The organism is Roseinatronobacter sp. (genome assembly GCF_051859525.1).
In the GTDB taxonomy this organism is placed as follows: Bacteria; Pseudomonadota; Alphaproteobacteria; order Rhodobacterales; family Rhodobacteraceae; genus Roseinatronobacter.
Window position 1 is genome coordinate 16315 of the sequence record NZ_JBHYFM010000021.1, and the last position, 17713, is coordinate 34027.

A 17713-nucleotide genomic window follows, 5' to 3' on the forward strand; every position below is an offset into this window, starting at 1 on the left:
TGTCACAATCCAGCGCTATCAGGACGCCATGACCCAGCCCCAGCCCTCTGCAGATTTCCTGAATGCCCCGTTCCCCGAACCACAGGTTCTGGACGGGTTCGACCCGCAAGGGCCGGAGCGTTTTTTCAACCGTGAAATGTCATGGCTGGCCTTTAACTGGCGCGTGCTGGAGGAAGCGATGAACCCGCGCGTGCCCTTGCTGGAACGGGTGCGGTTCCTGTCCATTTCATCAGCCAATCTTGATGAATTCTATACGGTTCGGGTTGCTGGTTTGCGGCAACTGGCGCGGGCGGGCAACAGCACGCCGTCGGATGACGGGCGCACGCCTGCCGAACAGCTTGTGCTGATCAATGAAGACGCCCGCCGCCTGATGGAAAAACAACAGGAAGTGTGGGTCATCCTGCGGCCGTTGCTGGCCGAAGCGGGCATTACCATCCTGTCGCATGAGGACCTGACCGCCGCTGACCGCACGGCGGCGGCGGATTATTTCCTGCAAAATGTCTTTCCCGTGTTGTCGCCGCTGGCGATTGACCCTGCACATCCGTTCCCCTTCATTCCCAATGCGGGTTTTTCACTGGCGATGGAACTGGAGGACAAGCGCGGGCGCAAACTGCATGCGCTGGTGCCCATTCCCGGCCAGATCGACCGCTTTCTGCGCCTGCCCGGTGACAGTATCCGCATGCTGCCGCTGGAAGAACTGATCCTTGCGGAAATGGATAACCTGTTTCCCGGCTACAGATTGCTTGGGTCGTGCACGTTCTCGGTGCTGCGCGACAGCGATCTGGAGGTTGAGGAGGAAGCCGAGGATCTGGTCCGCGAATTCGAGGTCGCCCTGAAACGCCGCCGCAGGGGCGAAGTGGTGCGCATGAAAATCTCCGCAGGGGCGCCGCAGGACTTGCGTGACATTGTCATGGAAGAACTGGACGTGTCCGACACCGAAGTGGTCGAGGTGCATGGCATCATGGGCATTTCCACGCTGAAGGAACTGGTGCTGGACGACCGCCCCGACCTGCTGTGGCCGGGGTTCACGCCGCGCGTGCCCGAACGTGTGCAGGACCACCATGGCGACATGTTCGCCGCGATCCGCCAGAAGGACATGCTGCTGCACCACCCCTATGAGACATTCGACATGGTGGTGCGGTTTCTGGAACAGGCCGCGCGCGACCCTGATGTGCTGGCGATCCGGCAAACCCTGTATCGCACATCGCGCAACAGCCCCATTGTGGCCGCGCTGTGCGAAGCGGCCGAGGCGGGCAAATCCGTCACCGCACTGGTCGAGTTGAAAGCGCGCTTTGACGAAGCCGCCAATATCCGCCAGTCGCGCAGGCTGGAACGTGCGGGCGCGCATGTGGTCTACGGGTTCGTGAACTATAAAACACACGCGAAAATCAGCGCTGTGGTGCGCCGCGAAGGGGACAGGCTGGTCACCTATACCCATTTCGGAACCGGAAATTACCACCCCATCACGGCGCGCATCTATACCGACCTGTCGCTGTTCACCTGTGACGCGGCGCTGGGGCGGGATGCAACGCGCGTGTTCAATTATGTGTCGGGCTATGCAGAACCCGCGATGCTGGAAAACCTGTCGATTTCGCCCATCAGCCTGAAACCGCGCCTGTTGCAACTTATCGCCGCCGAGGCCGAGCACGCCCGTGCAGGCCGTCCCGCGCAGATATGGGCCAAGATGAATTCCATCATCGACCCTGATGTGATTGACGCGCTGTATGATGCCAGCCGCGCGGGCGTGGAAATCAGCCTGATTGTGCGCGGCATTTGCGGTTTGCGTCCGGGCATCAAGGGATTGTCGGACAATATCCGCGTCAAGTCCATCGTGGGGCGGTTTCTGGAACATTCGCGCATTGTATGTTTCGGCAATGGCGCGGGCCTGCCATCGGAACAGGCGCGGGTGTTCATGTCCTCTGCCGACTGGATGGGGCGCAATCTGGTGCGGCGGGTGGAAACGCTGGTGGAAATCATGAACCCCACCGTCAAGGCGCAGATCGTGCGGCAGGTGATGGCGGCCAATCTGGCGGATGAGGCCCAAAGCTGGGTGTTGCAACCCGATGGCCCTGCGCTGCGCGTTCTGCCCCGCGAAGGCGAGGAACGCCGCCTGTTCAACTGCCACCGGTTTTTCATGGAAAACCCGTCCCTGTCGGGGCGCGGGTCGGCGGGGGCCGAAGATGTGCCCGAACTGACGCATGAAGATGATTGAGGCTGCGTAACGGGCCGGTAAAAAAGGCGCGCTGCACTGGCGCGCCTTTCTGTGTCATGGGGCCGGACGGCGTGATCAGTCGCGCAGCAATTCGTTGATGCCGGTCTTGGACCGTGTCTGCGCATCCACGCGCTTGACGATGACCGCGCAATACAGGTTTACGCCGCCCTTGGACGGCATGGTGCCCGACACGACCACCGAATAGGGCGGCACTTCGCCATAGGTGACTTCGCCGGTTTCGCGGTCCACGATCTTGGTGGATTTGCCGATATAGACGCCCATCCCCAGAACGGAGCCTTCACGGATGATGCAGCCTTCCACCACCTCGGAGCGCGCGCCGATGAAGCAGTTATCCTCAATGATGGTGGGTCCGGCCTGCATGGGTTCCAGAACCCCGCCAATGCCCACACCGCCCGACAGGTGCACATTCTTGCCGATCTGCGCGCAGCTGCCCACAGTGGCCCATGTGTCCACCATGGAACCGCTGTCCACATAGGCGCCAAGGTTCACGAAGGACGGCATCAGCACCACACCGGGCGCGATATAGGCGGATTTGCGTACCACGCAGTTGGGCACTGCGCGAAACCCTGCCGCGCGCCACTGCGCGGCATCCCAGCCCTTGAACTTGCTGTCCACCTTGTCCCACCAGCCGCCGCCCTGCGGCCCGCCGTCATGGGGTTCCATATCCTTGATGCGGAACCCCAGCAGCACGGCCTTCTTGGCCCATTGGTTCACATGCCAGTCGCCAGTGTCGCGCCGTTCGGCCACGCGCAGAGTGCCATTGTCCAGCGCGTCCAGCGTAGCCTCAATAGCGTCGCGCGTTTGCCCCTTGGTGTCGGGGGTAATGCTGTCGCGGGCATCCCACGCGGCTTCGATTGCGGTTTCAAGCGCGGCAGTGTCGGTCATCGGGGACTCCATTCCTCTGGTCATCGGTTGGGCTTGGCTATAGCGTTGGGACAGGCAAACCGCAACTTCCCCGCGCGATTGGAGGCCCTTTTGAACGAGAACGCCAAATACCGTATCTTTCCTGACGCAAGCGAAGACATCCAGCACTGGGATGACATTCCCGACACGGCGCAAACGCGCCACCCCGCCTATCGTCTGGCATTCGCCGACAAGGATTTCATGCTGCGTGACGAATTGCGCCCCGTGCGGCTGCAACTGGAACTGCTGAAGCCAGAATTGCTGATGAATGAACGCGGTATCCGGTCCACCATTGTCATGTTTGGCGGCGCGCGCATTCCCCGCCCCGAGCACGCGGATCAGGCCAGCACGCCAACGCTGGCGGGGCTGGCGCGGTTTTATGACGAAGCGCGCGAATTTGCCCGCCTGATGACATTGCGATCCGTGCAAAGCTACGGGCGCGAGGATGTGATCGCCACAGGCGGCGGCCCCGGTGTGATGGAGGCGGGCAATCGTGGCGCCAAGGACGCGGGCGGCATGTCCATCGGGCTGAATATCGTGTTGCCGCATGAACAGGCCCCGAATTCATATGTGACGCCTGATCTGTGCTTCAACTTCCATTACTTCGCCATCCGCAAGATGCATTTCCTGATGCGCGCCAAGGCGATTGCGGTGTTTCCCGGCGGGTTCGGCACGCTGGATGAACTGTTTGAAACGCTGACCCTGATCCAGACAGAACGCATGCGCAAAATGCCCTTTGTGCTGTTCGGGCGCGAATTCTGGCAGAAAATCATCAACTGGGATGCACTGGCCGAGGCGGGCACCATAAGCGCCGAAGATCTGGGCCTGTTCCATTTTGTCGAAACCGCAGCCGAGGCTATAGAAATCATTGATAATTTCAAACCTGACGGCTGCGATTGACCTGTTTTGGCCTGTCTTGACCTGACCCGATTTGGCGCGGGCTGTTTTCAGCCCTGCCAGTCTTCGCCCAGATAGGTTGAAAGATAGTCCAGCATAACCTCTCTCACATCGGGTTCAGGGTCCATCATGCCCTGATCCTCGACCATCCAGTCCAGCAATTCATCCCAGACGCGCCGCGAATAGCCGCCATTGGTGACTGTGCGCAGGCTGTGGCAGGCGATGCAGCCGTAATACACCTCATCGACACCCTCGCCGGGGGGCAGGGGGTAGAACTCGAAATCTTCGGGCACATCCGCAAGCGTTGTGATCCGTTCCTCTGCGCTGGCTTGATGTGGCGCGCCCAGAGTGAGCAGGGCGGCGGCCAGGGCCGCCCCGCAGATTGAAGTCAGGGGTTTCATGTTGGTGTGCTGTCCTTATACGGCCGTGAAATGGATGCGGTGGCAGGAATTGTTCAGATACCCGCGCGGGTTCCAGCCCGGCACAACCATGGGCTGGCTGTTGCCCTGATTGTCGGTCGCGCGTGCCCAGACTTCGTAATATCCGGCCATGGGCGGAATCACGGTCTGTTCCCAGCGCTGCCATGCATAGCGGTTGGCCGGTGCATGAAGCTGCGCCACCTGCCATGTCGCCCCGAAATCGATCGAGGTTTCCATTTTGACCACATGGTTGTCACCGGCCCAAGCCTGCCCGCGAATGGCAAAAGGCGCGCCCGCGCGCGTTTCAGCGCCCGCGACAGGGTTGGTGATGGCGGATTTCACGATCATGGACCCCATGACCATCATATCCTCATGCGCGACTTCTGCACCCGCTTCGACAGGGAAGCGCGGCACACGGTAGCTTAGGCCCGTCATGCCGGGGCCGTCATGTTCACGGTCGCGCACCCAGATGCGGGTGACCCATTTCTGGCTGACCGAACCTGCCCAGCCGGGGGCCACGATACGCGCGGGATAGCCGTGTTCAATCGGAATATCCTCGCCGTTCATTTTCAGCGCGATGATGGTGCTGGGGTCCATCATCTTGTCGATGGGGCCGCCGCGCGAAATGGCCTGGCGGTCGGGATCGCCGGACAGGTGTTCATCATAGCTGAAATGGCCCGTATACACCGCCGAGGGCTTCACTCCCGCGCGGCGCAGGATGTCGCGCACCCGCACGCCGGTCCATTCGGCATTGCCGATGGCCCCGATGGTCCAGGGGTTGCCGCGTGGCAGCGGGTTGAAGCCCGCGCGCCCGTTGCCGCCGCATTCAAGCTGCGCCTGCATGGTGACCTGCTCGAAATCATTCATCAACTCGTCATAAGAGAGTTCCAGTTCTTCATTCACCTCGCCGTCGATTTTCAACCGCCAGTCGGCCTTGCTCATGGGCATGGGCATGGTGCCGTTGTTGCGGATGAAGTGATGTGCCGCGGGGGTGATGTCGTCATCCAGCAGATGCACCGCGGCCTCGACATTCATGGGGCGGTCGTTATGCACGATCATGTCGGCATGTTTGGACTCGATGCTGAATTCGTTGATGGTTTCGGCAAGCGCCGCAGGCATGAGGCCCGCTGGCATATTGCTGCTGAACGGGATTGTGGTGCCCAGCACCGCCCCCATCGAGGCAAGCCCCGCGCCGCGCAGGAACCCGCGCCGGTCCGGCCCCGCCTTGCGCCCGAAAACCAGATATTCCGCACGTTCGGGATCGTCATTGTAAAGTTCGATAAGCCCGCGTTCTTTATGTGGCATGCTGTTCCATCCTCCCATGTCCAGAGCCAGAAGGGCACCGTGAAAGCGCCCGTAAGTATAAAGACGACTGCGCGATGTATATTATTCCATGCGGGTGCAAAAATATTTTTGCACCAAGGCAGGGGGCGCTCGCGCCCCCTCGGGCCTGCGGCCCTCACCCCCTGAGGATATTTGCGCCAGAATGAAACAGGCGTGCAGGTATCCGGGCTGTGGGTGGGGACGTGCCGGGCGGGGTCAGGCCAGACAAGGCAGCCGCGCGGCATTGATCAGGGCGATCTGGGCGGCGCTGGCGGGCAGGTGGTCGCGGCTTTTGGCATGGGCTGTTGTCGCGATGGTGGCGAAGCGCGACATGTCCATATCCTGCGAGACAATGTTGAACCGAAGCCCCGATGTTGTCCAGCTGGCCTGTTGCAGATGCTGGTCAAGATGGATGTCCAGGGCGCTGTCGGGCGCGTCATCGGGGTGGATGAACAGGCTGAGTTTGCAGGCATTCGCGCCCACATAGCCCAGATGCAGCCCGCCTTGCCAGTCACCGGAATAGGCCAGTTGCAAGCCGGTTGCGCGCATGACCGGTGTCAGCCATGTGAACTCATCAGGCAGATGCGCGGATGATGTGGCAATATCTGCGCTGGCCCAGCTTTGGTGCAGGTCAAGCGGGGTGTGTTGCGCGGTGCCGCGGGTCTGCGTGTCGGGTGCGTCAGGTCCGTTGGGGGGCGTTGTGAACCAGACTGCGCCAGCAATGACGGCCCCTGCCGCCGCAGCCGCCAGCGCCGCAGGCCAGCGCCATGCGATGCGGTCGGGCAAAGCAGGCAGCAGGGGCGGCGGAAGGACATCGCTGTGGAAGGTGGCGAGGGATGTTTTCAGCCGCTGCAAGGTGGCGACACGGCGGGCAAGTGCGGGGTCCTCGGCCAGTGCGGTGATCACGGATGCGGCCTGTTCCGGCGGGAGTTCCCCGTCGACAAATGCGTTCAGCATGTTGTCGGAGAATGGCTGTTGTGTCATTGGCCTATATCCCGGTGAAACGCCTGCCTTGCGCGCGCGGCAGGGCGATAAGCGTGTCGTCGTCTTGCAAGCTAAGCGCGAGGGCGGCGCGTGCGCGGCTGATCCGTGACATAATGGTTCCTTGGGGCACATCAAGCAGGTCCGAGGCTTCTGCATAGCTGAAGCCCGCGATATCCACCAGTGCCAGAACGTCGCGATGCGGTTTGGCCAGTTTCATGAAGGCCTGCCGCACGGCCAGCCTGTTCACGGTCAGGTCATCGGGGCGGTCCAGCGCGATTTGCAGGTCGATATCATCATCACTGGTCAGGTCCGGCAGGCGACCGGCGGCGCGCAGCCGGTCGACCCACAGGTTGCGCATGATGCGGAACACCCACACGCGCAGTGCGGTCTGGTCGTGCGGGACGCTGCGCGCGGACATGGCGCGCAGCATCGTGTCCTGATACAGGTCTTCGGCGTTCGGCAGGTTCGGGCAAAGTGCGCAGGCATAGCCGAACAACCTGCGGCGCAACGCCAGAAGCGCGTCATGGTGGCGGCGTTGTCTGGGCATTGGAACTCCCCTCCTGCAAGGGAAGCTAGCGCGCCTGCGACAGTTTGTCAGCCTGTTTCTGGCGCAGCTTTCCGGCGCAAGCCTGCCTTACAGCCGCATATGGCGTGCGCGTGCGCCGCGTTCTATGGCCGCCGCATGCAGGCGGTCGATCTGCAATTCATGGCGGATTTCTTCGAGCAGGCGCAACTCGGCCTGCGACAGCTTGCCATCCGATGCGGCCACGTCGCAGGCGATTGTATAGGCCGTTTCATTCAGTTTGTCGGGCAGGTTTTCGCGCACCAGCCCGAACAGGGCATCCAGCCCGTCTTCTTCTTCCAGCAGGTCGAACACGGTCTGGGCAATGGTCTTGATGCGGTCGGCATCATATTCGGCAAAGATGGGCAGGTGATTCACAAGCGCCTGAATTGCCACCAGTTCGGCGGTGCGGATTTCCTGATCGGCCGCGGAGACCGCGATCATAAGCGCGACCAGACAATCCTGCGGTGACAGAGGCTGAGGTAGGGGCGACATGGGAACGTCCTTTGGAATGTCTGTTTGGCGCGCAGAATATTGACGTGGCTTGCAAGGAGCAATAGGGAGTGAGGCTGTTATCCACCCCCCACAAGGAAGTGAAGTGTCCATGTCCGCATTGCGTGAGGCCGCCCTGACATCCAAAGCCTGGCCCTTTGAGGAGGCCCGCAAGCTGGTTGCGCGGATCAAGGGCAAGACACCCGAGAAGGGATATGTGCTGTTTGAAACGGGCTATGGACCGTCCGGCCTGCCGCATATCGGCACCTTCGGCGAGGTGGCGCGCACAACCATGATCCGCCGCGCCTTCGAGGCGATCTGTGATGTGCCCACGCGGCTGATCTGTTTTTCCGATGATGTGGATGGCATGCGCAAAGTGCCCGACAACGTGCCCGACCCTGATGCGCTGCGCGAACATTTGCAGCGCCCGCTGACATCGGTGCCCGACCCGTTCGGCAAGTATGAGAGTTTTGGCCATCATAACAACGCCATGTTGCGCCGGTTTCTGGACACGTTCGGGTTCGAGTATGAATTCATCAGCGCGACGGAATTCTATAAATCCGGCCAGTTCGATGCGGTGCTGTTGCGGGCCGCTGAACGCTATGACGATATTATGGCCGTCATGCTGAAAAGCCTGCGGGACGAGCGGCAGCAGACCTATTCCATTTTCCTGCCGATCCATCCGGAAACCGGCCGCGTGCTGTATGTGCCGATGAAACATGTGGACGGCAAGAACGGCACCATCACATTCGATGACGAGGACGGGCGCGAATGGACGTTGCCGGTCACTGGCGGCAATGTGAAGCTGCAATGGAAGCCCGATTTCGGCGCGCGCTGGGCCGCGCTGGATGTCGATTTCGAGATGTATGGCAAGGACCATTCGACCAACACCCCCATCTATGACCGGATTTGCGAAATTCTGGGCGGCAAGAAGCCCGAGCATTATGTCTATGAGTTGTTTCTGGACGAGAATGGCGAGAAGATCAGCAAATCCAAGGGCAACGGCCTGACGATTGATGAATGGCTGACCTATGCCAGCACGGAATCGCTGTCTTATTACATGTTCCTGAAGCCGCGCACGGCCAAGCGCCTGTCATGGGATGTGATCCCGAAGGCCGTGGATGAATATCACCAGCAGTTGCGCGCCTATCCCGACCAGACGCCGGAACAGCAGGTGGCCAATCCTGTGTGGCATATTCATGGTGGCAAGCCGCCTGCGTCGAATATGGTGGTCAGTTTTGCGATGTTGCTGAACCTTGCATCTGTGGCGGGGTCTACGGGCAAAGAGGGGCTTTGGGGCTTTATCCGCCGCTATGCGCCCGATGCGGCGCCCGAAACCCACCCCGATCTGGATCAGGCGGCAGGGTTCGCGCTGGCGTATTTCCGTGATTTCGTGGCCCCTGCGCGCAAGTTCCGTGCGCCAGGTGACATGGAACGCGCGGCGATGGAAGATCTGGCCGCACGGTTGCGCGCATGGCAAGGCGGGCTGGACGCCGAGGAATTGCAGACGCTGGCATTTGCCGTGGGCAAGGATCACGGGTTTGAAAACCTGCGCGACTGGTTCAAGGCCCTGTATGAGGTGCTGCTGGGCCAGTCGCAGGGGCCGCGTTTCGGCGGGTTCATCGCGCTGTATGGTGTGGATGAAACGGTCGCCCTGATTGACCGCGCCCTTGCGGGTGAACTGGCATAAGTGATCCGGACGTTCCCCTTTTGCGTAGGACTCCCATCCTAGCGTGAAAGGGGAACACCATGCGGGCCTTGTTTGCGGCCATGGGGCTTGTGCTGGCGGTCACGACCGCGCAGGCACAAGACAGCGCCGATATACGCCAGATTATCAAAGACCAGATCGCAGCGCTTCAGGCAGATGATTTTGATCGCGCCTTCAGCTATGCCAGCCCCAATATAAAGCGGCTGTTCGGAACGCCCGACCGTTTCGGGATGATGGTGCAGGACGGCTATCCGATGGTCTACCGACCCGAGGATGTCACCATGCTGGAGCAGTCGCAAACCCCCGCCGGTGTGGTCCAGCGCGTCATGATCCGCGATGCACAGGGGCGGTTGCATTTTCTGGCCTATCAGATGGTGCCCGCAGGCGATGGCTGGCAGATCAACGGTGTGCAACTGTTAAGGACGCCTGAAACAGGGGTTTGAGGCGAGGGGGGGCGCATGGCCTGACTCTGCCCCTCACACATGGATAAAGCCCGCGCCATCGGTGGGCCGGGGTCTGCCGATCCGCCGCCGGAGAAGTTCACTTTATCTAAGCGGCATACTCCCAAGATCATAGGCTTGGACTGCCATCAGAATAATCGGCAGGCCGCGGGACGGCCCACCGATGGTGCGGCGGCCTTCGGCCTTGTCCCGCACCTTGGGGCATCTCGGCAATGTCTCCAAAAGGCCAACCAGGCGTTGCCCCACAGAAGCAGCGCACGCTGCCCTCAGCGGGATTTAACGCCCCCTTGCTAAAGTCTGCACTGTCCGGATGATCGGTCAGGCAGGCCAACATACAGCCCCGCTCTGTCATCCGATTGCAGCACATCGACTGACAAGAAAGGGTCTTTCATGAACCTGGCCGTTACCAACCCGCAGGCAATCACGCCCCCGCCGTTTTCAGCCGGTCTGGACCAGTGGTCACAGACCACCGGCCGCCCCGGAACACCCACATATGACGCGGCCGCCTTCGCGGCCTTCGTGCCCGCCGACCCCGATTTCGGCGGCGCGCTGGAGGTGCAGAAAATCAGCGCCACAACGCGCCTGCGCTGGATGGGCGAAGTGCCCGTCCTGCCCGGCAGCTACCTGCGCGTGCGCGCGCGCATCAAGGCGGTGGCCGGTGTCATGCCCAATGTCCGCATTGCCGCATGGACCGGCGACAGCAGCGGCACCGAAGTTACCGGCCTGACAACCACAGGCGCGCAGACCACCCTGACCACCTATGGCCAGATCATTGAGGTGCAGGCCATCATTGGCACCGGCGCGCGCCCGTCGGTCGATATGGTCTGGCCGCTGTCGGTCAATATCGCGCATCTGGGGCTGGACCTGACCGGCCCCACCGGCGGCGTGGTGCGCATTGACGACCTGATCATCGAGGATATTACCGCCCTTTACACCCGCGACCTGCTGGGCCTTGTCGATGTGCGCGATTTCGGTGCGCTGGGCGACGGCGTCAGCGATGACCGCGCGGCCTTTCTGGCGGCGATGGGGGCGGCAAACGGGCGCAGCCTGCTGGTGCCTGAGGGCGTGTTTGCCATTGGCGATGACCTGACCATCCCAATGCAGGCGGTGTTTCGCGGCACGCTGGCCATGGACCCGCAGACCGTCCTGATCTTGCAGCAGAATTTCGACCTGACCGGCTATGAGGCGGCCTTCGGCAATGCCGAGGCGGGCTTTCGCAAGGGGGTGCAGGCGCTGTTTCACAGCAATGAACATATGGAATTCAACCTGAAGGGGCGGCGCGTGCCCTTGAACGGCCCCGTCGATGTGTTCGCGCTTGCAGGCTATGACAACACTTCGCGGCGCAGGGTTCTGGCAGATGGCCAGCTGGATTTCATTGCAAGCCCCGCATGGGATACCGAAACGGCAACCGCGATTGCCACCTACAGCCCGTCCAGCCCGCTTCTGCTAAGCGGTATCAGCAATGTGGCGGCCATTCCGGTGGGCGCGCGGGTCAGTGGCGTGGGCGTGGGGCGCGAAGTCTATGTGCGGTCGCGCAATGTGGCAGCGGGCACCCTGACCCTTAGCCTGCCGCTGCACGGGGGCGCGATGACGCAGGAATTCACTTTTGAGCGCTTCCGCTACGGGCTGGATTTTTCGGGCTTTTCCAGCCTGCGCAATTTTGAATTCCACAATCTGGAATTCATCTGCCGGAGGCGCGGATCGGCGGTCATGCTGGCGGAAGGGGGGCGTATTTTCCGCTTCAATCAATGCGATTTCAACCGCCCGCGCGACCGCGCCATCACATCCATCGGGGTGGCCTGTCAGGGGTTGATGATCGACAATTGCCAGTTCAGCAGTTCGCAAATGACACTGAATTCGCAAGATCGCACGGTCATCGCGTTCAATGTCAACAATAACGATGCCAAGATCCGCAATAACCGCGCTGTGTTGTGGGCGCATTTCGGGGTGATTGCGGGCAGTGGCCATATTGTCAGCGGCAACCATTTCTTTCAGGGGGACGGCACGTCTGCGGGCATTCGTCAGGCAGGCCTGATCCTGAGTGCGGGCAATGTCAAAACAACCGTGACGGGCAATTACATCGACAATTGCTTTATCGAGATGACAAACGAACATGATGCATTCCCCGACCACACAACCGGCTTTTCATTCGGGGGGTTGACGGTCACGGGCAATATTTTCTTTGCCATCAGCGTCGCGCCGTGGTTCCGCTATCTTATTTTCAAACCCTTCGGGACGGGGCATTTCATTCAGGGGCTGGTGGTGCAGGGCAATGTGTTCCGCCTGTCGGGCAATGCGATCGAACGGGTCGAGGCTGTGGACACCACCTATGCGGGCCTGCAATACAACCGGTTCCGCAATGTGCTGTTTCAGGATAACGCCTATAATGGCGTGGATTTCCCGACAGAAAGCCCGACTGTCATCATCCATGAACAAAACACCGAAGCCACCAGCTGGACGATTGAATCAGGGGCGAAAATGCCTTTTGGCGGGCGCGTGCGCACAGTGACGTCAGTGGTTATGGAAGATGCCGCGCGCGATGGCAGTGACGCGATCCGCCATGATGCGCCCTATGTGCAGGTCAATCAGGGGCCTGACAGCAATCAGGCGCGGTTGCGCTGGCCTGTGGCCACACGGGGGCGCGCGGTTGTGACCATGCGCGTGGACCGCCCGCTATAGGCGTGGTGCCCCGCCATGTGGCGGGGCGCTGCGGCTGGCGTGCAACTGCCGTTCGATGCGCCGCATGATCCGGCGTTTTTCAATCTGGAAGCGGCCTGAATCCAGATCGAAATACGGCCATCCATTGGCGGCGCATTGGGCCTTGATGTCCTTGCTGCGGCCAATGATCCTGCGCGCCAGCTGGCGCAGTTCCGCATCCGACTTCCGGCCCGATGTCCAGCAATCGCGGGCTTTGCGAAATGCGATCATGTGGCGGGCCTTGCGTGCGGGCGTGTCCTGCGAATAGCCGATGGCCACGCACCCTATGCCGCGCGATGCCGCCCAGTGCGGCAGGGTCACGCCATTGTCCAGAAACACAGTGCCGTCCAGTACCAACCCTGTCGGATAGGCCAGAAGCAGGCGCTTGTAGATGTATTTTATCACCCGCAGCTTGGTGGCATCGTCGCTGTTGATATAGCTTGCGTGGCGTAGCCTGTCGCTGGGAACATGGTACATGCGGTTGCGCCGCGCCACCCCGCGCGCCACCAGCGTCTTGCCGCAGCGCATGGTGCCGGTGACGATCAGGGACGGCAGGGGGGCGGGCGCATAGGCGGCGATATCGGACAACAGCACATCCAGATAGGCATCGATCGCGACCTTGGTCGTGACGGGTTTGTCCTGCGGCAGCGGAACAATCGGCAGCGCCGCAGGCGCCGCCTGCGGCGGAGGAGAGAGCCGCGCCCAGATGGCCTGAATGTGCTGCTTGAATTGCATATATGACCGCCCCTGTGCCCTGGCCTTTTTGCGCAACCCGCAATGCGTGTTCAAGCCCTTGTTTTGCGCCGTGTCATCGCGGCCACGGTGGTGTGACCGTCGCATGTGTGTTTGTGCTGGATTGAAACGCCGGTTCGGGTTAGAGTTTACGCATAGACCCGTAAAAACGGGCGTAAGCAGGCAATATACAGGCAATATAGCGGTTCTATCGAGGCAGTCGCATGACAGAAATGGTCTATGGCACCGCGCCCATGCGCGTGGTGGACCCTATCCTTCCGCGTTGGTGGCGCACCATTGATAAAATGACCCTGACAGGGGTTTTGTTGCTTATGGCCGTGGGCCTGCTTCTGGGGCTTGCCGCGTCCCCGCCACTGGCCACGCGCAATGGGCTGCCGCCGTTTTTCTATGTCCAGCGGCAAATGTTCTTCGGTATTCTGGGGCTTGTGGCCATGTTGGGCCTGTCGATGTGTTCGCCCGAACGCATTCGCCGATTTGCCGTGCTTGGGTTTTTCGCCAGCCTTCTGGCGCTGATGTTGCTGCCGTTTTTCGGCACGGATTTCGGCAAGGGGGCAACGCGCTGGTTCAGCCTCGGGTTCGGGTCGTTCCAGCCGTCAGAGTTTCTGAAACCCATGCTAGCGGTATTCGCCGCATGGCTTATGGCCTCCTCGCAGGATTTGAACGGCCCGCCGGGGCGGGCGCTGTCCTTCGGGTTCACGCTGCTGGTTGTGGGCTTGCTTGTGATCCAGCCGGATTTCGGACAGGCCGCATTGATCGCAGCGGGCTGGATGATCATGTATTTTGTGGCCGGTGCGCCCATGGCGCTGCTGGTGGGGTTTGCGGGGCTGGTGGTTGTCGGCGGCTGGGCGGCCTATAATTCGTCCGAGCATTTTGCCCGCCGTATCGACGGGTTTCTGGCCCCTGATGTGGACCCGCGCACCCAGATGGGCTATGCGCAAAACGCCATATCCGAAGGCGGGTTTTTCGGCGCTGGTGTCGGCGAGGGGCGCGTGAAATGGTCCTTGCCCGATGCCCATACCGATTTCATCATTGCCGTGGCCGCCGAGGAATACGGCTTCGTTCTGGTGCTGTTCATCATCGGGCTATATGCGATGATCCTGCTGCGGTCGCTGTTCCGGCTGATGCGGGAACGCGATATTTTCATCCGGCTGGCGGGGACCGGCATTGTGGCCGTCTTCTCGATTCAGGCCATGATCAACATGGGCGTTGCCGTGCGGTTGCTGCCGTCCAAAGGCATGACTTTGCCGTTCGTGTCCTATGGGGGGTCGTCCCTGCTTGCGACAGGCATGGCAATCGGTATGCTGCTGGCATTCACACGCAGCAGACCGCAGGGCGAGATTGGCGAGATCCTGTCGCGTCGCGGTCTGGGTTCAGGGGGCTGAAATGGCCAAGGCACCGCTTGTTTTGATTGCTGCCGGGGGGACGGGGGGACATATGTTCCCCGCCCAGGCCCTGGCCGAGGAACTTCTGGCCCAAGGCTGGCGGGTGAAACTGTCCACCGATGCGCGCGGCGCACGCTATGCAGGCGGGTTTCCGGATGCGGTGAAGGTTGAAACCGTGAATGCGGCCACCTTCGCGCGTGGCGGGCTTGTCGCCAAGGCCCTTGTGCCGGTGCGTCTGGGGTTGGGGATATTGCGCGCCGTGGCGGGCATGGTGCTGGACCGCCCGCGCGTGGTGGTGGGGTTTGGCGGCTATCCGTCCGTGCCTGCGCTGGGGGCGGCGGTCGTGCTGCGCGTGCCGCGTATGATCCATGAACAAAACGGCGTTCTGGGACAGGTGAATGCGTTTTTTGCCAAACGCGTCAATACATTGGCCTGCGGGACATGGCCCCTTCAGGGGGCCGATGGCATTGAGCCGGTGTTTACCGGCAACCCCGTGCGCGCCGCCGTGCATGAACGTGCAGGCGCGGGCTATATCGCGCCCGGTGATTACCCGATGGACCTGCTGGTGATTGGCGGATCACAAGGCGCGCGCATCCTGTCGGATGTGGTGCCGGACGCGGTTGCCGCGCTGCCTGATGCGTTGAAACGCAACCTGACAGTGGCCCATCAGGCGCGCGAGGAAGACATCGCGCGGGTGGTGGATGCCTATGATGCGGGGGGCGTGCGCGCCGAGATTGCGCCGTTTTTCGGTGATATTCCCCGCCGCCTGTCGGAATGCCAGCTTGTCATCAGCCGCGCGGGCGCGTCCTCGGTCGCGGATATTTCGGTGATTGGCCGCCCCAGCGTGCTGGTGCCCTTTGCTGCGGCCACAGGCAACCATCAGGCGGCCAATGCCAAGATGCTGTCGCGGGTCGATGCGGCCGTCGTGTTTCCCGAATCGCAATTCACAGCACCCGCCCTGACGGAAACATTGCTGTCCATCCTGACCAACCCCAAAGGGGCTGATGCCATGGCGCGCGCCGCATTGTCGGCAGGGCGCGCGGATGCGACCGCGCATCTGGTGTCGCTGGTCGAAGCCCTTGCCCGAAAGGAAAAGCCATGAGCCCCGCCACAAAACTGCCCACCGACATAGGCCCGATCCATTTTATCGGTATCGGCGGGATCGGCATGTCGGGCATTGCAGAAGTGCTGATGACACATGGCTACCGCGTGCAGGGGTCCGACCTGAAGGCCACGCCCATCACCGAGCGGCTGGCCGAGCTGGGCGCCGAAATCTTCATTGGCCAGCGCGCCGAGAATGTTGACGCGGCCGAGGTGATCGTGGTGTCCACCGCCATCAAGCCCGACAACCCCGAACTGGCAGCCGCGCGCCGCGCGGGTCTGCCGGTGGTGCGCCGCGCCGAGATGCTGGCCGAACTGATGCGCCTGCGGTCCAATATTGCCGTGGCGGGCACGCATGGCAAGACCACCACCACCACAATGGTTGCAACCCTGCTGGACCGTGGCGGGCTGGACCCCACTGTCATCAATGGCGGCGTGATCCATGCCTACGGGTCCAACGCGCGCGCAGGCGCAGGTGAATGGATGGTGGTCGAGGCGGACGAATCCGACGGGTCGTTCAACCGGCTGCCCGCAACCATTGCGATTGTCACGAATATCGACCCCGAACATATGGAACATTGGGGCAGTTTCGACGCGCTGCGGCGCGGGTTCCTGAATTTTGTCGAGGGCATTCCGTTTTACGGGCTGGCCATCTGCTGCACCGATCATGCCGAAGTGCAGGCGCTGGTTGCCAAGATCACCGACCGGCGGGTGGTCACCTTCGGGTTCAATGCGCAGGCCGATATCCGCGCGATCAACCTGCGCTATGAAAAGGGTGTCGCGCATTTCGATATTGCGTATCAGGATGAAGGCCGCGTGATCGAAGGGTGCAGCCTGCCCATGCCGGGGGACCATAATGTGTCCAACGCGCTGGCCGCTGTGGCGGCGGCGCGGCATCTGGGTATGAATGGCGCGGAGATTCGGGCAGCCCTTGCCGCATTTGGCGGCGTGAACCGCCGCTTTACCCGTGTGGGCGAAGTGGGCGGCGTGACCATCATTGACGATTACGGCCACCACCCCGTCGAGATTGCCGCCGTGCTGCGCGCGGCCCGGCAGGCGCTGGGCGGACAGGGGCGGGTCATTGCCGTGCACCAGCCGCACCGCTATTCGCGCCTGTCCAGCCTGTTTGACGATTTCTGCACCTGTTTCAATGAAGCCGATATTGTGGGAATCGCGCCGGTCTATGCCGCAGGCGAGGACCCGATTGCCGGTGCCAGCCGCGACGACCTGCTGGACGGGCTGGCGGCACATGGCCACCGCGCGGCCTTTGCTGTCAGCACCGAAGATGATCTGGAGGCGCTGGTGCGCGCGCATGCGAACCCCGGCGATATGGTCGTATGTCTGGGGGCGGGGACGATTTCGGGCTGGGCGCATGCGCTGCTGCCGCGGTTGCAGACGAAAGCCGCCTGATGGACGCGCAGACACTGATTTACCTGTTCATGGTGGCGGCGGGCTGTGCGGGCGCGGCGTTGGGATTTGTGTTGTTGCGCAACGACTGGCGCAGGGCCTTCGGGGCGGTGTTTCTGGGGCATGCGCTGATTGCGGGCGGGCTGTACTGGTCGCTGCGCGGCGTGTCCGGCACGGCTGACGGGGTGATGGCGGCCATTTTCCTGACGGTTTTTGTGTTGCCGGCAACATCGGGGCTGGTGCTGGGCGCGGCGATGGGGTGGCTGCGCGGCAGGCGCGATCTGTCCTGAGGGTGGCCTTGGGGGGCGGCTGCCCCCCAAACCCCCTGCCTGAAGGGGGGCACACCCCCCTTCAGAAACCCCGTGGATATTTTCACCAGAATGAAACCCTG

Annotated in this window: 16 protein-coding genes; 9 read left to right on the top strand and 7 right to left on the bottom strand. The window is 61.9% G+C overall.

Features of this window, described 5'->3' with window-relative positions; all coding sequences use genetic code 11:
• Window positions 1-28 precede the first annotated feature (28 nt).
• Window positions 29-2212: an RNA degradosome polyphosphate kinase gene (locus tag ACTIE1_RS13330; RefSeq protein ID WP_439562992.1), complete on the top strand. Its 2184-nt coding sequence runs from the start codon at window positions 29-31 to the stop codon at window positions 2210-2212.
• 75 nt (window positions 2213-2287) lie between these two features.
• Here ACTIE1_RS13330 and dapD read toward each other — a convergent pair whose 3' ends face one another.
• Window positions 2288-3118 carry a 2,3,4,5-tetrahydropyridine-2,6-dicarboxylate N-succinyltransferase gene (dapD, locus tag ACTIE1_RS13335; protein ID WP_439562993.1) on the bottom strand — a complete coding sequence of 277 codons (831 nt, stop codon included), beginning with the start codon at window positions 3116-3118 and terminating at the stop codon, window positions 2288-2290.
• Between the two features lie 114 nt (window positions 3119-3232).
• On the opposite strand from dapD, the gene ACTIE1_RS13340 reads away from it, so the two are divergent.
• Window positions 3233-4036 (top strand): LOG family protein, encoded by an 804-nt coding sequence (locus ACTIE1_RS13340; protein WP_439563026.1) that lies wholly within the window; start codon window positions 3233-3235, stop codon window positions 4034-4036.
• Window positions 4037-4083: 47 nt separating this feature from the next.
• On the opposite strand, the gene ACTIE1_RS13345 is transcribed toward ACTIE1_RS13340, so the two are convergent.
• From ACTIE1_RS13345 to ACTIE1_RS13365, 5 genes are all read right to left on the bottom strand, one after another.
• Window positions 4084-4434, bottom strand: a complete 351-nt coding sequence (locus ACTIE1_RS13345) for a hypothetical protein (protein ID WP_439562994.1) — start codon at window positions 4432-4434, stop codon at window positions 4084-4086.
• Window positions 4435-4449: 15 nt separating this feature from the next.
• Entirely contained in the window at window positions 4450-5757 is a 1308-nt protein-coding gene (locus ACTIE1_RS13350) for a sulfite oxidase (RefSeq protein ID WP_439562995.1), read from the bottom strand.
• A gap of 234 nt (window positions 5758-5991) precedes the next feature.
• Window positions 5992-6759, bottom strand: coding sequence for an anti-sigma factor family protein (locus ACTIE1_RS13355; RefSeq protein WP_439562996.1), 768 nt, complete (start codon window positions 6757-6759; stop codon window positions 5992-5994).
• A 4-nt stretch (window positions 6760-6763) separates the two neighbouring features.
• Window positions 6764-7306, bottom strand: a complete 543-nt coding sequence (locus tag ACTIE1_RS13360) for an RNA polymerase sigma factor (protein ID WP_439562997.1) — start codon at window positions 7304-7306, stop codon at window positions 6764-6766.
• A gap of 87 nt (window positions 7307-7393) precedes the next feature.
• Complete coding sequence (locus tag ACTIE1_RS13365) at window positions 7394-7816, bottom strand: tellurite resistance TerB family protein (RefSeq protein ID WP_439562998.1); 423 nt, start codon at window positions 7814-7816, stop codon at window positions 7394-7396.
• A 109-nt stretch (window positions 7817-7925) separates the two neighbouring features.
• Here ACTIE1_RS13365 and ACTIE1_RS13370 point away from each other — a divergent pair, with 109 nt between their 5' ends.
• The 3 genes from ACTIE1_RS13370 to ACTIE1_RS13380 all read left to right on the top strand — a co-directional run bounded on the left by ACTIE1_RS13370 (window position 7926) and on the right by ACTIE1_RS13380 (window position 12661).
• Complete coding sequence (locus ACTIE1_RS13370) at window positions 7926-9503, top strand: lysine--tRNA ligase (protein ID WP_439562999.1); 1578 nt, start codon at window positions 7926-7928, stop codon at window positions 9501-9503.
• A 59-nt stretch (window positions 9504-9562) separates the two neighbouring features.
• Entirely contained in the window at window positions 9563-9964 is a 402-nt protein-coding gene (locus ACTIE1_RS13375) for a DUF4864 domain-containing protein (protein WP_439563000.1), read from the top strand.
• Window positions 9965-10372: 408 nt separating this feature from the next.
• Entirely contained in the window at window positions 10373-12661 is a 2289-nt protein-coding gene (locus ACTIE1_RS13380; protein WP_439563001.1) for a right-handed parallel beta-helix repeat-containing protein, read from the top strand.
• On the opposite strand, the gene ACTIE1_RS13385 is transcribed toward ACTIE1_RS13380, so the two are convergent.
• Window positions 12656-13414, bottom strand: coding sequence for a hypothetical protein (locus ACTIE1_RS13385; RefSeq protein WP_439563002.1), 759 nt, complete (start codon window positions 13412-13414; stop codon window positions 12656-12658). The two genes, ACTIE1_RS13380 and ACTIE1_RS13385, sit on opposite strands and share 6 nt — an antisense overlap.
• Window positions 13415-13635: 221 nt before the next feature.
• Here ACTIE1_RS13385 and ftsW point away from each other — a divergent pair, with 221 nt between their 5' ends.
• From ftsW to ACTIE1_RS13405, 4 genes are read left to right on the top strand one after another with little or no spacing between them, the layout of a single operon-like run.
• Complete coding sequence (ftsW, locus tag ACTIE1_RS13390; RefSeq protein WP_439563003.1) at window positions 13636-14814, top strand: putative lipid II flippase FtsW; 1179 nt, start codon at window positions 13636-13638, stop codon at window positions 14812-14814.
• 1 nt (window position 14815) lies between these two features.
• Window positions 14816-15916 (top strand): UDP-N-acetylglucosamine--N-acetylmuramyl-(pentapeptide) pyrophosphoryl-undecaprenol N-acetylglucosamine transferase, encoded by a 1101-nt coding sequence (locus tag ACTIE1_RS13395; protein ID WP_439563004.1) that lies wholly within the window; start codon window positions 14816-14818, stop codon window positions 15914-15916.
• Entirely contained in the window at window positions 15913-17325 is a 1413-nt protein-coding gene (gene murC, locus ACTIE1_RS13400) for a UDP-N-acetylmuramate--L-alanine ligase (protein ID WP_439563005.1), read from the top strand. The genes ACTIE1_RS13395 and murC overlap by 4 nt, the downstream gene beginning before the upstream one ends.
• Window positions 17325-17612, top strand: coding sequence for a hypothetical protein (locus ACTIE1_RS13405; RefSeq protein WP_439563439.1), 288 nt, complete (start codon window positions 17325-17327; stop codon window positions 17610-17612). The genes murC and ACTIE1_RS13405 overlap by 1 nt, the downstream gene beginning before the upstream one ends.
• The last annotated feature ends 101 nt before the right edge of the window (window positions 17613-17713 follow it).

Excerpts from the sequence above, each read along its gene's own strand:
- ACTIE1_RS13330 (WP_439562992.1), top strand. The coding sequence starts at position 29 with ATGACCCAGCCCCAGCCCTCTGCAGATTTCCTGAATGCCCCGTTCCCC.
- dapD (WP_439562993.1), bottom strand. The coding sequence starts at position 3,118 with ATGACCGACACTGCCGCGCTTGAAACCGCAATCGAAGCCGCGTGGGAT.
- ACTIE1_RS13345 (WP_439562994.1), bottom strand. The coding sequence starts at position 4,434 with ATGAAACCCCTGACTTCAATCTGCGGGGCGGCCCTGGCCGCCGCCCTG.
- ACTIE1_RS13350 (WP_439562995.1), bottom strand. The coding sequence starts at position 5,757 with ATGCCACATAAAGAACGCGGGCTTATCGAACTTTACAATGACGATCCC.
- ACTIE1_RS13355 (WP_439562996.1), bottom strand. The coding sequence starts at position 6,759 with ATGACACAACAGCCATTCTCCGACAACATGCTGAACGCATTTGTCGAC.
- ACTIE1_RS13360 (WP_439562997.1), bottom strand. The coding sequence starts at position 7,306 with ATGCCCAGACAACGCCGCCACCATGACGCGCTTCTGGCGTTGCGCCGC.
- ACTIE1_RS13365 (WP_439562998.1), bottom strand. The coding sequence starts at position 7,816 with ATGTCGCCCCTACCTCAGCCTCTGTCACCGCAGGATTGTCTGGTCGCG.
- ACTIE1_RS13370 (WP_439562999.1), top strand. The coding sequence starts at position 7,926 with ATGTCCGCATTGCGTGAGGCCGCCCTGACATCCAAAGCCTGGCCCTTT.
- ACTIE1_RS13375 (WP_439563000.1), top strand. The coding sequence starts at position 9,563 with ATGCGGGCCTTGTTTGCGGCCATGGGGCTTGTGCTGGCGGTCACGACC.
- ACTIE1_RS13380 (WP_439563001.1), top strand. The coding sequence starts at position 10,373 with ATGAACCTGGCCGTTACCAACCCGCAGGCAATCACGCCCCCGCCGTTT.
- ACTIE1_RS13385 (WP_439563002.1), bottom strand. The coding sequence starts at position 13,414 with ATGCAATTCAAGCAGCACATTCAGGCCATCTGGGCGCGGCTCTCTCCT.
- ftsW (WP_439563003.1), top strand. The coding sequence starts at position 13,636 with ATGACAGAAATGGTCTATGGCACCGCGCCCATGCGCGTGGTGGACCCT.
- ACTIE1_RS13395 (WP_439563004.1), top strand. The coding sequence starts at position 14,816 with ATGGCCAAGGCACCGCTTGTTTTGATTGCTGCCGGGGGGACGGGGGGA.
- murC (WP_439563005.1), top strand. The coding sequence starts at position 15,913 with ATGAGCCCCGCCACAAAACTGCCCACCGACATAGGCCCGATCCATTTT.
- ACTIE1_RS13405 (WP_439563439.1), top strand. The coding sequence starts at position 17,325 with ATGGACGCGCAGACACTGATTTACCTGTTCATGGTGGCGGCGGGCTGT.